General features: G+C 67.5%; 13 protein-coding genes. 3 read left to right on the top strand and 10 right to left on the bottom strand.

The features are described from left to right. Position 1: 1 nt before the first annotated feature. The 3 genes from AC1RUS_RS14975 to AC1RUS_RS14965 all read right to left on the bottom strand — a co-directional run bounded on the left by AC1RUS_RS14975 (position 2) and on the right by AC1RUS_RS14965 (position 3030). Positions 2 to 613: a cysteine hydrolase family protein gene (locus AC1RUS_RS14975; protein ID WP_492917377.1), complete on the bottom strand. Its 612-nt coding sequence runs from the start codon at positions 611 to 613 to the stop codon at positions 2 to 4. A gap of 204 nt (positions 614 to 817) precedes the next feature. Then, positions 818 to 2179 (bottom strand): glutamate--cysteine ligase, encoded by a 1362-nt coding sequence (locus AC1RUS_RS14970; RefSeq protein ID WP_492917376.1) that lies wholly within the window; start codon positions 2177 to 2179, stop codon positions 818 to 820. 122 nt (positions 2180 to 2301) lie between these two features. Next, the gene (locus tag AC1RUS_RS14965) at positions 2302 to 3030 is read right to left on the bottom strand and encodes a 16S rRNA (uracil(1498)-N(3))-methyltransferase (protein WP_492917375.1); all 729 of its coding nucleotides are present in this window, start codon (positions 3028 to 3030) and stop codon (positions 2302 to 2304) included. A 45-nt stretch (positions 3031 to 3075) separates the two neighbouring features. On the opposite strand from AC1RUS_RS14965, the gene ppk2 reads away from it, so the two are divergent. After that, positions 3076 to 3837 carry a polyphosphate kinase 2 gene (gene ppk2, locus AC1RUS_RS14960; protein WP_492917374.1) on the top strand — a complete coding sequence of 254 codons (762 nt, stop codon included), beginning with the start codon at positions 3076 to 3078 and terminating at the stop codon, positions 3835 to 3837. Positions 3838 to 3920: 83 nt separating this feature from the next. Here the strand turns inward: ppk2 and AC1RUS_RS14955 are convergent, their stop codons facing one another. Further along, complete coding sequence (locus tag AC1RUS_RS14955; protein WP_492917373.1) at positions 3921 to 4703, bottom strand: hypothetical protein; 783 nt, start codon at positions 4701 to 4703, stop codon at positions 3921 to 3923. A gap of 139 nt (positions 4704 to 4842) precedes the next feature. Continuing rightward, on the bottom strand, positions 4843 to 6336 hold the full coding sequence (locus AC1RUS_RS14950) for a S10 family peptidase (protein WP_492917372.1): 1494 nt from the start codon (positions 6334 to 6336) through the stop codon (positions 4843 to 4845). A 109-nt stretch (positions 6337 to 6445) separates the two neighbouring features. On the opposite strand from AC1RUS_RS14950, the gene AC1RUS_RS14945 reads away from it, so the two are divergent. Next, positions 6446 to 8194 (top strand): DUF4153 domain-containing protein, encoded by a 1749-nt coding sequence (locus AC1RUS_RS14945; RefSeq protein WP_492917371.1) that lies wholly within the window; start codon positions 6446 to 6448, stop codon positions 8192 to 8194. Positions 8195 to 8301: 107 nt separating this feature from the next. Here AC1RUS_RS14945 and AC1RUS_RS14940 read toward each other — a convergent pair whose 3' ends face one another. From AC1RUS_RS14940 to AC1RUS_RS14920, 5 genes are all read right to left on the bottom strand, one after another. Next, entirely contained in the window at positions 8302 to 10095 is a 1794-nt protein-coding gene (locus AC1RUS_RS14940) for an ABC transporter ATP-binding protein (RefSeq protein ID WP_492917370.1), read from the bottom strand. 43 nt (positions 10096 to 10138) lie between these two features. Next, a complete protein-coding gene (locus tag AC1RUS_RS14935; protein ID WP_492917369.1) occupies positions 10139 to 10423 on the bottom strand; it encodes a DUF454 family protein in 285 nt (94 codons plus the stop codon). A gap of 22 nt (positions 10424 to 10445) precedes the next feature. Then, positions 10446 to 11234, bottom strand: a complete 789-nt coding sequence (locus AC1RUS_RS14930) for an SDR family oxidoreductase (protein ID WP_492917368.1) — start codon at positions 11232 to 11234, stop codon at positions 10446 to 10448. A 128-nt stretch (positions 11235 to 11362) separates the two neighbouring features. Then, entirely contained in the window at positions 11363 to 11629 is a 267-nt protein-coding gene (locus AC1RUS_RS14925; protein WP_492917367.1) for a hypothetical protein, read from the bottom strand. A gap of 88 nt (positions 11630 to 11717) precedes the next feature. Then, positions 11718 to 13175, bottom strand: a complete 1458-nt coding sequence (locus AC1RUS_RS14920) for a catalase (RefSeq protein ID WP_492917366.1) — start codon at positions 13173 to 13175, stop codon at positions 11718 to 11720. 192 nt (positions 13176 to 13367) lie between these two features. Between AC1RUS_RS14920 and AC1RUS_RS14915 the strand changes: the two genes are divergently transcribed. After that, complete coding sequence (locus AC1RUS_RS14915; RefSeq protein WP_492917365.1) at positions 13368 to 14381, top strand: UbiA family prenyltransferase; 1014 nt, start codon at positions 13368 to 13370, stop codon at positions 14379 to 14381.

Here is a 14381-nt window from a genome sequence, read left to right as displayed (position 1 = left end):
CTCAGGCCAGGGCGGCGATGACCGCTTCTGACGTCAGGATTTCGTGGGCGTAGGTCGGGCCGTTGATCTCGTGGGCCGCGTGCAGGGCCGCGTCGGAGAACGCCGCCGTCGCGTCGCGCACCAGGGTGACGTGATAGCCCAGCTCCGAGGCCGCCCGGCCCGTGCCCTCGATGCAGGTGTTGGCGACCAGGCCGATCAGGATCACGTGGGTGATCCCCCGCTGCTTGAGATGATAGTCCAGATCGGTGCCGGCGAAGCCGCTGGACCAGTGCTCCTTGACGACGATGTCGCCCGGTTGCGGCGCGAAGTCCGGGTGCCATTCGCCGCCCCAGCCGCCCTTCTCGAACACCAGGGCCCTGGCGCTGCCCTGGATGTAGGGGTTGGGGTGCAGCATGCCGTCCAGGTCGCCGGGCGCGTAGCGATGGTGAGGCACGATCACCACCGGCAGGCCGGCCGCGCGGGCGGCGGCGGTGACGGCCTTCAGGTGGTCGTGGAGGCCCGCCGCGCCCTGGGTGGCGGCGATGCGGGGCCACAGCTTGCCGCCTTCGGACAGGAAGTCGTTGTACGGATCGACGAACAGCAGGGCGGTGCGGTCGCGGGGGTAGGCAGGCATGGCGCGGAGCTCCGGGTGGGGAGTTCAGCTTAGGTCGCTTGGGCCAAGGGGGCTTGGACAGCCTTGCCCAAACCTGACTTGTCATCCCGGCCGCAGCGAAGCGGAGAGCCGGGACCCAGGGGCAACCGCGATGCGCCGGCCCCTGGGTCCCGGACAGCGCCTGCGGCGCTTCCGGGATGACAAGCTTTGTTGGACGAAAGAGCGCTAGTAAGCGCAGTCCGTGAACACCCGGCTCACATCGCCCTTCCACTCACCGTGGTAGAGCTCCAGCAGCTTGTCCGCCCGCGTACGGCCCGAGGCCGCGATCTCTTCCAGCTCACCCAGATAGATAGTCTCGTCCAGAAAGCCGCCGTTGAGGTGGGCTCGGTTCTTCAGGCCCGACTTGGCGATAGCGACGAAGTCCTTGGCCACGTTCTGGGCGGTGCGGCCGGCGACCACCGCCTTGAGGCCGAGCTTGGGAACATCACGGCGCAGACCGGCGCGGTCTTCCGGCGTCCAGTCCTTGCAGAGGTCCCAGGCGGCGGCCAGGGCGGCGTCGTCATAGAACACGCCGGTCCACAGGGCCGGCAGGGCGCACAGGCTGCTCCACGGGCCGGCGTCGGCGCCGCGCATCTCCAGATAGGTCTTCAGGCGGACTTCCGGGAACAGGGTCGTGGTGTGGTCGGCCCAGTCCTTGATCGAGGCGCGCTCGCCCGGCAGTTCGGGGATCTTGCCGTCGATGAAGTCGCGGAAATTGCGGCCGGCCAGGTCGATATATTTGTCGCCGCGCTTGGCGAAATACATCGGCACATCCAGAGCGTAGCGGGCGTAGCGCTCAAAGTCGAAGCCGTCCTCGAACACGAAATCCAACAGGCCCGTGCGGTCGGCGTCGGTGTCGGTCCAGACGTTGGCGCGGGCCGACAGGAAGCCGTTGGGTTTGCCTTCCGTGAACGGAGAATTGGCGAACAGCGCCGTGGCGATCGGCTGCAGGGCCAGGCTCATGCGGAACTTTGCGACCATGTCGGCTTCGCTGGAGAAGTCGAGATTGGCCTGCACCGTGCAGGTGCGCAGCATCATGTCGAGACCCAGGCCGCCGACCTTGGGCATGTAGTTGCGCATGATGACATAGCGCCCCTTGGGCATCACCGGCACCTGCTCGCGCGTCCAGACCGGCGAGAAGCCCAGGCCCACGAAGCCCAGGCCCAGCTCGTCGGCGACGGTCTTGACCTCGTCCAGATGCTGGCCGGTCTCCTCGCAGATGTCATGCATGGTCAGCAGCGGCGCGCCGGAAAGCTCGAACTGGCCGCCCGGCTCCAGGCTGACATTGGCGCCGTTGCGCTCCAGCCCGATGATGGTCGGGCCTTCCATGACCGGCTTCCAGCCGAAGCGCTGAAGCCCCGTCAGCAGGGCGTGGACACCCTTGTCGCCCTCGTAGGGCACGGGGGCGTGCGAGCCGAGATAGAAGCCGAACTTCTCGTGTTCGGCGCCGACGCGGAAGGCGTCCTTGGGCTTGGAGCCCGAGGCGAAATAGGCGGTCAGTTCGTCGAGCGTCAGCGGACGCTCCTGCAGGCTAGCGGTGTCGGCCATCAGCCGTCTCTCCCCAAGATCGGATACGCTACGAGCAGGGAGAGGCCCATTTCCCCACGCCGGCCGCATACTGTCGAGAAGCGCAATTGGGCGCTTTCTGCGTGAACCTCAAGAGGCGAGGCTTAGCTTTCGTTCCCGCGCCAGTCGCCCGCCGCCGCCTGCCACAGCGTCAGGGCCGAGATGGCGGCGGTGTCGGCGCGCAGGATGCGGGGGCCCAGCGACACCGGCGTGACGAAGGGCAGGCTCCGCAGCCGCTCGCGTTCTTCCGGCGCGAAACCGCCCTCGGGGCCGATCAGGATGGCGGCCGGTGCGGACGATCCGCTCAGCGCCGCGATGGCCGGCAGGGCGTCGCCGCCCTCGTCGCAGAACACCAGCCGGCGGGCCGGGTCCCAGCCGTCCAGAATCTTGTCGAGCTTTTCGGGATCTTCCACCGACGGCACGTCCAGCCGGCCGGTCTGCTCGGCGGCCTCCATGGCGATGGCGTCCAGGCGTCCCAGCTTGACGAAATCGACGTTTGTCCGCCGGGTGATGGTCAGGCGCACCCGGCGCACGCCCAGCTCGGCGGCCTTCTCGACGATGGTCTCCACCCGGCCGCGTTTGACCAGGGCGATGACCAGGTCGAGGTCGGGGCCCAGGCTCATGGGCCGCACCTGCTCATCCACCTTCAGCAGCGCGCCGCGCTTGCCGGTCTCGGTCAGGGTGGCGGTCCACTCGCCGACGCGGCCGTTGAACAGCGCTACCTGGGCGCCGATCGCCTGGCGCATCACCGAGGTCAGGTAGCGCGACTGCTCGAGGGTCAGGATGACGCCGTAGCCGGGGGCCAGGTCTTGCGGAACGAAAAGACGGATCATGGGCTCTTCTAGCGCAACTGATGGATCTGGCGGTAGGCTCCCCGAATGACGAAAACCGCCGAGTACGAAGAAGAACTCGCCCAGCTGCAGCTGGCCCTGATCAAGCTGCAGCAGAAGGCCATCAAGGACGGCTGGAAGATCCTGACCGTGTTCGAGGGCCGCGACGCCGCCGGCAAGGACGGCACGATCGCCCGGATCACCGAGCACCTGAACAAGCGCAACACCATCGTCGTCGCCCTGCCCAAGCCCACCGACCGCGAACAGAGCGAGTGGTACTTCCAGCGCTATGTCGAATGGCTGCCGGCCTGCGGCGAGGCGGTGATCTTCAACCGCTCCTGGTACAACCGGGCCGGGGTCGAGAAGGTCATGGGCTTCTCCACGGCCGCCCAGCAGGACCAGTTCCTCAACGACGTGACCTCGTTCGAACGCATGCTGGTCGACAGCGGCATGCGCTACGGCAAGTTCTGGCTGGATATCGGCCGCGAGACGCAAGCCGAGCGCCTGAGGGCGCGGGCCGACGATCCGCTGAAGGCCTTCAAGATCAGCCCGCTCGACAAGGTCGCCCAGGAGAAATGGGACGACTACACCGCCGCCCGCGACGACATGCTGATCCGCACCCACACCCCCGAGGCGCCGTGGATCTGCGTGCGCGCCGACCACAAGAAGGCCGCGCGGCTGAACGTCATCCGCTGGCTGCTGCATGCCTCGGGCGACAAGAAGCTGCTCAAGGGCATCGCCAAGCCGGATCCGGAGGTGATCTTCCCGTTCGAGGTCGGCGCGCTGACGGATGGGCGGCTGGCGCGGTAGCGGCAACAAGCCGCCACTCCCCGATATTACATGGATTTGCGCGCCGATTTCTCAAGCGCTCAACCAATCTCTGGCGTGGAGGATTAAAACTCTTCCTGCCCATTTACAGTTGTACTGTAACCGCCAACATTGGTGGGAAAATTATAAGAGATTTTTGAGCGACGCACGCCTTTTGCGGGCACGTTGTCATAGGAAATCTCGACAGTCGCGGAGCCTGTGGAAGCCGGCGGAAGCGGGACGGGCTTGCCCAAGGTGCTGGTCACGGATGCTGCGATATACTCTTTCGCCTCCTCCACTACCGTTTTGGGGCCCGATGCGGTGATCTGCCAGAAAGCCGTTTGCTTATTGCCCAGCATGACCGGGCGACCTCCAGTTACGCGGCCGACCACCTGACCTCCAACTCGCAATTCTCCGCCCACCAAGCGGACGCTCATTAGGGTTGTGGCGTTATTTACGACGCCGAACTTGAACGCAGTAACTTGCCCTTCAGCGAGGCTTACGCCTGCAGGTTCATAGGCGATAGGACGATCAAGTGGACCGGCCGATGCAGCAATCACAGCAGTAGGCTCGCCATTAGGCGCAGCGGGGGCGGCCTTTGTGTAAACAGCGGCGGCGGCTGGCGCAGGTGAGGGTTGCTTTTCGGGTATCCACTGACGGGCGGCTAGCATGAGGCCGCCAACAAAGGCCATCACGCCTATCGCCATTAGACCTATCGCGAACATTCCGACTCCCTTTGATCGAAGCCATGCCCAGACCAAATGCGCACCCGTGCAAATGACAGCAACAAGCAAAAGGCTCATGAGCGCCAGCCAAATGGCCCACGCCCAACGAGGAGGCTCAATTCCAAAATACTGGAGAGTGCCCATCACGGCCGCTCCGACCGTAAAAACCCCGCCCGTGACAAGGGTAGTCACGGCATCGTAGAATTTTCTTGAGCGGTGCATCTGCCGATGTTGTCAGCATGGCAGGCGATTGGGCAACAGTTCAGCCTGTTTAGTTTGCTGCCTATTTCACGCCGTAAAGCGCCATCACGTCCTTGCGGAACGCCTGACCGCTGTCGGGGCGGCTGTAGAACATGTGGCCGCCGGGATAGTTGGACAGGGTCACGCGACCGGCGACGGTGGCCGGCATGGCGTCGACGATCAGGCGCGAGGCGAAGAACGGGCACGACAGGTCGTTGTAGCCGTGGACGATCAGCACCTTCAGCTTCGGATCGACCGAGACGATCTTGCGCAGGTCGGTGACCGACTCGGTGTCCGGACCTCGGCCGCGATCCCAGTTGCGGTTCACGACGTCCGACAGCGCGTCGTAGCGGCCTTCCGGCTTCCAGCCGACGATGCGGGTGGTGAAGTCGACGATGGCGCTGGTGGTCGGGGCGATGATCGCGTCGAGGATCGGGTCGTTGACCTCCTGCTCGGGCGCGTTCGGGAAGGGGTCCAGGGCGGTGACGTTGCTGTCGTAGCGGCTGCCGAGGCGCCCCTTGTCGCGGAACACCTCGCGCAGGAACGACTGCGTCTCCAGCCGGCCGCCGGCGCGGCGCACATAGTTGGGATCCAGGCCCGTCATGGCCGAGACCTTGGTGGTCAGGCGCTCCAGGGCGGCGGGGTCGGAGCCCTTCATCAGGTCGACCATGTATTCGCCGCGCGTGTAGTCCTCGACCGCCTTCATATTGTCGGCCGACAGCTTGCCGTCGCGCTCCAGCTTGGCGGCGGCGATCGACGGCAGGGTCCACATCGACGGCAGGGGCGAGACCTCCTGGCCCTGGCGGCCGGCGCTGGTCAGCAGCGGCGAGACCAGCACGACGCCCTTCACGGCCACGCCGAGATCGGTCTGTAGCGTGTAGGCCAGGCGCGGGCCGCGGAAGCCGCCATAGCTTTCGCCGACGATGTACTTGGGCGAGGCCAGGCGGTCGGTCTTGACCAGATAGTCGAAGACGATGCGCGACAGGTAGTCGATGTCCTGTTTCACGCCATAGAAGCGCTTCTTAGTCTCGTCCTCGCTGACCAGCGACCGCGAGAAGCCGGTGCCGACCGGGTCGATGAAAACGATGTCGGTGAAGTCCATCCAGCTGGCGGGGTTGTCCTCCAGCTTGACGTTGGCCGACGGGCTGTCGCCCTCGGCGCCGAACTGCACGCGCTTGGGGCCCAGGGCGAAGTTCAGATAGACCGAGGCCGCGCCGGGACCGCCGTTGAAGGCGAAGGTCAGGGGGCGGTTGGGATCGCGCGGGCCGTCCAGGGTGTAGGCGGTGAACACCACCTCGGCGACCTTCTTGCCCTTCTCGTCGCGCACCGGCAGGGCGCCGACGGTGGCGGTGTAGGCGATGGTCTTGCCGCCCACCGTCGTGGTCTGCTTGACCGACTTGTCGCCCGGGAAGGCGGGCAGGTCGATGGCTGGAGGCTTGTCGCCGCCCTTGGCGTCCTGGGCGAAACTGCCGCCCGCAACGCCCAAGGCGGACGCCAGGACCAGGCCGGCCAGCGCGGCCTTGAATGAATTACGCATGCACACCCCCGTAATGAGGCGGAAATTGCTAGAGCATAGACGCCAGCTTCACAACGGCGCCCAGGCGTGATCCTGTCCGAGCGCGCGGAGCTTGCGCGGGGAACGAGCGATGGACCAGACGGCGAGCCAATCGGCCCGTTTCACCACCGGCGTCCGGCTGGCCGTCGGCCTGGTCCAGGGCGTGGCGCTGTACCTGCTGAGCCACGCCGAGGACATCAAGGCCTGGCCCGCCACCCAGCCGACGGCGTTCGCGCCCCTGGTTCTGACCGCCCTCTTCGCGCCGTTCGTGATCCTGGCGGGCCTGGGCGCGATGCGGCGGACCAGCCTGATCGCCTGGAGCCTGGGCGCGGCGGCTTTCGCGGCCTATCTGGCCTTCCACGGCGCCTGGCGAGCCACGACGCCGGACGTCATGCCCGACGCCCCGGTGTTCCTGGCCATCGCGGGCGGCCTCTTTATCGCCCACCACCTGATCCAGCCGGCCGACACCGAGCGCAAATGGCTAGCCAGCTATCACGGCTATTTTGACGCGGCCTGGATGCACGGGGTGCAGCTGGCCCTGTCGGCCGGCTTCACGGGCGTGTTCTGGATCCTGTTGTTCCTGGGCTCGGCCCTCTTCAAGCTGATCGGCATCGAGGCGTTTCAGAAGCTGATCGCCGAGCCGGCCTTCGCCTTCCCGGCCACCACCACCATGTTCGCCGCCGCCGTGCAGCTGACCGACGTGCGCTCCAGCCTCGTGCGCGGCGTGCGGACCGTGGCCCTAACCCTGCTGGCCTGGCTGCTGCCGCTGATGGCCCTGATCGCGGCGGCCTTCCTGGCCAGCCTGCCGTTCACGGGCCTGGAGCCGCTGTGGAAGACCCGCGCCGCCACCGCCCTGCTGCTGACGGCCGCCGCCCACCTGATCGTGTTGATCAACGCCGCCTACCAGGATGGCGACGAGGCGCCGCCGATCGTGCTGCGCTGGGCCGGACGCCTGGCCGCCCTGCTGCTGATCCCGATCGCCCTGCTGGCCGCCTATGGCCTCTCGCTGCGCGTGGGCCAGCACGGCCTGACGCCCGAGCGGGTGTTCGCCGCCGCCTTCGTGCTGGTCGCTTTGGGCTATGCGGTGGGCTACGCCATCGCCGCCTTCCGCAAGACCGTGTGGATGAAGGGCCTGGGACGCACCAACGTCATCATGGCCTTCGTCAGCCTGGCCCTGCTGACCGCCCTCTTCACGCCGATCGCCGATCCGGCCCGGTTGTCGGTGGGCGACCAGGTCAAGCGGCTGACACACGGCAAGGTCGGGGCCGACACGTTCGACTACGCCTTCCTGCGCTTCGACGGCGGTCGCTATGGCCGTAAGGCGTTGGAGACCCTGAAAGCCGGCCAGGACCCCGCCATCGCCAAGGAAGCCGCCGAAGCCCTGGCCTGGAGCGTCCGCCCGCCGATCAGCGCGCGCCCGCGCTTCACCAAGACCACGGTCTATCCAGCCGGCCGCGCCCTGCCCGACACCCTGCTGCGCCAGGACTGGACGCCGTCGGAGGGCGACTCGGTCTGCATCTATCCCGACACGGTCTGCTCGGCCGTGCTGCTGGACGTCGACGACGACGGCAAGGAGGAGGTGCTGTTCTCGAACGGCGGCAGCTTCGACGTGCTCAAACAGTTCCCGAAGGACAGCTGGAAGAAGATCGGCACGGCCTCGGCCCGCTGCAGCGGCACGGACTTGGAGCAGGCGCTGAAGGCGGGCCCCGCGCGCATGGCCGACCCGGTTCCCCGGCGCGACATCCTGGTGGGGGATCTGCGGCTGGCCTTCACGCCGTTCACGGCCGGGTGCGCGGTAGAGGCGCCGGGGCTGATGAGCGGGCTGAAGCCGGGGAAGTAATCCAGACCTGTTCGCAAACCCAAATCTTGTCATCCCGGAAGCCTCGTAGAGGCTCTCCGCTTCGCTGCGGCCGGGATGACAAGCTGATTTGCCGTGAGGGGAAGGAGCTACCCCACCCCTTCACTCACCGCATTCAACCGCGCATACACCCCGCCCTGCGCCTTCAGCTCCGCATGCCGCCCTTCCTCCACCACCCGGCCCTTCTGGAACACCAGGATCCGATCCGCGCCGCGCACCGTCGACAGGCGGTGGGCGATGACGATGGTGGTGCGGCCGGCCATCAGGGCCTCGGCGGCCACCTGGACCTCGGCCTCGGTCTCGACGTCCAGTGACGAGGTCGCCTCGTCCAGCACCAGGATCGGCGCGTCGGCCAGGAAGGCGCGGGCGATGGCCACGCGCTGGCGCTCGCCGCCCGACAGCTTCACGCCACGCTCGCCGACCAGGGTGTCGTAGCCCTTGGGCAGGCGCTGGATGAAGTCGTGGGCGTGGGCGCGGCGGGCCGCGTCCTCGATCTCTTCGCGCGTCGCGTCGGGCTTGCCGTAGGCGATGTTCTCCAGCAACGAGCGGTGGAACAGGGCCGGATCCTGCGGCACCACCGCGATGGCCCGGCGCAGGGAGCCCTGCCCAACGGCTGAGACGTCCTGGCCGTCGATGACGATCCGGCCGCCCTGCAGGTCGTGTAGCCGCTGGATCAGCTTGACGAAGGTCGACTTGCCCGAGCCTGTCGGGCCGACCAGGGCCACCCGCTCGCCGGGCGCGATCTTCAGCGAGAAATGATCGTACAGCGGCGCGCCCGCCACGTTGTAGCGGAAGGTCACGTCCTCGAAGGCGATGGCGCCGGAGCCGGGCTGGAAGTCGGGCGCGTTCGGCGCGTCGGCGATCTGCGGCGCCAGGCGCTCCCAGGCGGCCAGGTCCTCGGTGTCGTCCAGGCCCTTCTGCAGCATGCGGATGTTCTCGCCCATGTTGCGCAGGTAGCCGCTCATCAGCATGAAGGCCATCATCGCCGAGCCGACGTCGCCCGGGCTGGCCCGGCCTTGCGTCCAGGCGTGGATCATCGCCGCCGTCACTCCGCCCTGCAGCACCACCAGCAGCAGGTTCTGGCCCAGCCAGACATTGGTGAACTTGTGCCAGGTGACCATCACCGCCACCCGCCATTGCGCCGTGACCTTGGCGATGCGGGCGCTCTCGCGGCGCTCGGCCCCGAAGCTCTTGACGGTGGGATTGGAGGTCACGGCGTCGGCCAAAGCCCCGCCGATCTTCGAGTCCAGGGCGTTGGATCGCAGATTGGCCGGCCGCACATAGGCCGTGGTCACCACCACGTTGACGACCACATAGGCGGCGACCACCACCAGGGCGATGATCCCGGCCAGGGGCTCGCTGATCATCAGGTTGATCGACAGGCCCACCAGCACCACCAGGCTGGGCGCCAGCCAGATGGTCACCGCGTCGGTGACGCTGTCATAGCCCCACATGGCCCGGGTCAGCTTGCGCACGGTCGCGCCGGCGAAGCTGTCGGCGTGCCAGTCCGACGAGAAGGCCTGCACCTTGGCGAAGCCCTCGTTGGTCATCTCTTCCATGTTGCGGGCGGCCAGCGGGATCCAGAACCGCATGGCGAGGTTGCGGATCAGCGAGAAGCCCAGATAGACGCCGACGAACCAGGCCCAGGCGGTCCAGGGCGACGGCAGGGCCTTGGGCCCGCCCGACACGGTGTCGATCACCCGGCCCGAGGCCCACGGCAGGGCCAGGTCGAAACAGATGGCCGCCAGGGTCAGGCCGACGCCCATCAGGAACAGGCCCTTCCGACGCAGCCAGAAGCGCGCGATGAAGCCCAGCACCTGCCCGTTGGACAGCGCCCGCTTGCGGTTGCCCGCCTCGTCCTCGTCGTCGATGAAGTCGCTCATGGTGGGCGCTAGATAGGTGTTTTGAAGCCCGGAGGCGACCCCGCTAGCGCTTGGCGCCGCCGCCGAACGGGCGCCAGCGCAGGAAGCCGATGATCGCCGGGCCCACCACCGGGGTGCGCAGCAGCGGGCGCACCATCAGGGGCCGGGTCTTCAGGAAGCACAGCACCGCGCCGATCCAGAACACCGTCGTGGGCATGCCGGGCACCACGATCCCCACCGTCCCGGTCGCGACCAAGGCGCCGCCCAGGCCGTCCAGGGCCCAGCGCTCGGCGCGCGTCAGCTTGCGCCGGCGACGGGGCTTGCGATCGGGACGGGGCGGCGCGCTCATCGCCGCCACCCTAGCCTGTCGTTCAGGCCGGCGAGAAGATGTCGCGCTTGTTGAAGCCGGCGGTCATGAACCGGCCCATGGCCTTGGGCATGGTCAGCCAGCGGATCGGCGCGCCCGTCTCGTGCGACTTCAGCACTCCGTCGGCGATGAACGGCGCCACCGTCTCCACCCGGTCGCCCAGGATGTTGTAGAGCTTCATCGACTTGGCGCGCTCGGCCTCGGTGGAGTCCTTCATCTCGGACTGCAGCAGGTCGGTGGCGACGATGCCGGGGCTGATCGTGCCGATCCGCACGCTTGTGTCGGCCAACTCCTTGACCATCGACTTGGTGAAGTAGGTCACGGCCCGCTTGGTGGCGCCGTACAGGGTCAGGCCCGGCGAGCTCATGCCGTCGCTGCCGAAGCCCTCGAAATTGTAGATGCAGCCGTCGCCCTGGGTCAGCATGTGCTTCATGACCACCTTGGTGGTCTTGATGACGCCCATCAGGTTGGTGGCGACCACAGCGTCGATGTCGGCCTCGTCCACCTGGTCCAGGCGCAGGCGCGGGGTGACCATGCCGGCGTTGTTGATCCAGACGTCGACCTTGCCGAACTTCGCCGTCGCCCCGGCCCACAGCGCCTCGGCGTCGGCCGTCTTGCTGACGTCGCAGGCGATGCCCGTCACCGCGCCCAGCGGGGACAGCTCGGTCAGGGCCTTGTTCAGCGCCGCCACGTTGCGGCCCGAGATCACGACCTGGCAGCCGCGCTCCAGAAACGCCTTGGCCAGGCCAAAGCCGATGCCCCGGCTGCTTCCCGTAATGACGATCGTCTTCAAGTGACCGGCTCCTCCGCCATCCCGCGTGCGTCGTATCAAGCCGCGAAAAGCGCGGTCGAGCGCGGGCGTCGTGCGAAGAAACCGTCACGCGAACAGGCGGAGCGCGGGAGCCTCGCCCTTGGACAGGCTCAGGCCTCGCAGACCCCGCCGATGCGGCTCGCCGCCGGGCGCTCCAGCTGGCGGCGGATGCGCGGGCCGAACTTGGTCGCCGACATCAGGCGCAGCACCATGCCGGCGTCCCCGCCCCGGGCGAAGGCGCGGGTAGCGGCCGTCCAGACCGTGGTGGTGACGGGATGCGGCGCCACCACGCCCAGCGCCGCGCCGAGGATCAGCAGCATCCAGCCGGCGGCGCGGAAGGCGATGGAGATCGGGTCGTTGGGGCGGGCGTCGGACATCGAAAACTCCTGAAACAAAGGGGGAGGACGGCGGGCTGGGCAGAAGCCGTCCTCCCCGCGCCGACGAACAGTCTTAAGAGGGAGACGACTATTCGGCGGCGAGGGCGGCGGGGTCGAACGCGACCCCGATGCGTTGGGCGACGCCGGCGGCATAGGCCGGATCGGCGCGGTGGAAGTGGACCAGCTGGCGCTTCTGGATCTCGACCGGCACGCCGTGCATGGCCGCGGCGATGTTGTCGAACAGCTGGCGCTGCTGATCGGTGCTCATAAGCCGGAAGAGGTCGCCCGGCTGACTATAATCATCGTTTCCGTCGCGATGACTGTAGCGGTCGGCGTCGCCCTGGATCGGCAGCGGCGGCTCGGCGACGGACGGATCCTCGACCGGCCCGCCGAAGCTGCTCGGCTCATACCAGGCGTCGGTGCGCGGCGGGCTGTCGAACCGCATGGCGCCGTCGGCGTGATAGTGATTCACCGGACAGCGCGGACGGTTCACCGGCAGGGCCTCGTAGTGCGTGCCGATGCGATAGCGGTGGGCGTCGGCATAGGCGAAGATCCGCGCCTGCAGCATCTTGTCCGGCGAGAAGCCGATGCCCGGGACGATGTTCGACGGCGAGAATGAGCTCTGCTCGACCTCGGCGTGGTAGTTGTCCGGGTTGCGGTTCAGCTCCAGCACGCCGACCTCGATCAGCGGATACTCGGCGTGCGGCCACACCTTGGTCAGGTCGAACGGGTTCCAGCGGAACGTCTCGGCCTGGGCCTCGGTCATGATCTGGACGTAGAAGGTCCAGCGCGGGAAATCGCCCTTCTCGATCGACTCGAAGAGGTCGCGTTGCGCGCTCTCGCGGTCGTTGGCGATGACCGCGTTACCCTCGGCGTTGGTCCAGTTCCTGATGCCCTGCTGGGTCTTGAAGTGGAACTTCACCCACACGCGCTCATTGGCGGCGTTCAGGAAGCTGTAGGTGTGGCTGCCGAAGCCGTGGATGTGGCGATAGCTCTGCGGCAGGCCACGATCGCTGAACAGCGTCGTCACCTGGTGCAGGCTTTCCGGCGACAGGCTCCAGAAGTCCCACATCGCCGTCGGCGAGCGCAGGTTCGACACCGGGTGGCGCTTCTGGGTGCGGATGAAGTCGGGGAACTTCAGCGGATCGCGCAGGAAGAACACCGGGGTGTTGTTGCCCACCAGGTCCCAGTTGCCCTGCTGGGTGTAGACCTTCAGGGCGAAACCGCGCACGTCGCGCTCGGCGTCGGCCGCGCCGCGCTCGCCGGCCACGGTGGAGAAACGCAGCAGCACCTCGCTCTCGGCGCCGGGCTGCAGGGCCTGGGCCTTGGTCCAGCGGCTGATGTCCTTGGTGATCTTCAGCGTCCCATAGGCCGCCGAGCCCTTGGCGTGGACGGCCCGCTCGGGCACGCGCTCGCGGTTCTGGTGGGCCAGCTTTTCCAGCAGCTGGTAGTCCTGCATCAGCAGCGGGCCGCGCGGGCCGGCGCTGAGCGAGTTCTGGTTGTCGGCGATGGGCGCGCCGCCCGTGGTGGTCATAATCTTGGTCATGGCATCCCTCCGCCGTTGGTGAAGCAACCTTGGCCGCGCCCTTTCGATAAATCCAATTGATCGTTTTTCGGATCGAGATCGGATTTGCCTATACGGCGACGTTCGACGGCAGCATGGCGATCGGCCCACGGTCAGGCTTGAACGAAAGAGTTGGGATTTTCCCGTCGGCGCCGCCGCGCTAAGCCTGCGCCCATGACCGCCATCCTGCCCGACGCCGCCGCGACCAACTGGGTCGACCGCCACGCGCCCGAACCGCTGCGCCCCTGGCTGAAGCTGGGCCGCTTCGATCGGCCGGCGGGGATCTGGCTGCTGATGCTGCCCGGCTGGCAGGGCATCGCCCTGGCCGGGGCCGAGCAGAAGACCTGGCCCAACCCGTTCCTGCTGATCGCCTTCTTCGTCGGCGCGGCCCTGATGCGGGCGGCCGGCTGCGCGTTCAACGACATCGTCGACCGCGACTTCGACGCCCAGGTCAGCCGCACGGCCATGCGCCCGATCCCGGCGGGGTTGATCAGCGTCAAGGAGGCCTGGGCTTTCGTGATCGGCTGCTGCGCTGTCAGCTTCCTGATCTTGCTGTGCCTAAATCCGCTGTGCTTGCTGTTAGGCGTGCTGTCGCTGGGTCTGGTGGCGGCCTATCCGTTCATGAAGCGGATCACTTGGTGGCCCCAGGCGTGGCTCGGCCTGACATTCAACTGGGGCGTCTTGCTGGGCTTTGCGGCCGCCAATGGCGGAGCGCCGACACTTTACCATGTCGTCGGCGGTCTCATGACGCTGGCCTCGCCACATTCGGTCGCCATCTTCGCCCCGATTGGCGGCCTGACCTGGTCGGCCGCCCTGCTCTATGCCTCGGGCATCTTCTGGACCCTGGGCTACGACACGATCTACGCCATCCAAGACATCGAGGACGACGCCCTGGCCGGCGTGAAGTCCTCGACGCGGCGTCTTGGCGACAAGGTGCAGGTCGGCGTGGCGAGCTTCTACGCGGCGGCGTTCGTGCTGGCCGTGGCCTCGGCCTGGGTCGGCGGGCTGGGCGCGCTGTTCCTGCCCCTGGTGGCGCTGTTCGCCGTGCACCTGTCGCGGCAGGCGGCGGCGGTGCGGGTGGATGATCCGATCGGGGCGCTGAAGCTGTTCAAGTCCAACAACATCGCGGGGTTGTTGCTGTTCGTGGGGCTGGCGGCGGGGGCGTGGAAGCCTGAGGCGCGGTTCTGA

The organism is Caulobacter sp. GW821-FHT10F06 (assembly GCF_058809215.1).
This window is presented reverse-complemented; position numbering and strand designations above follow the sequence as displayed.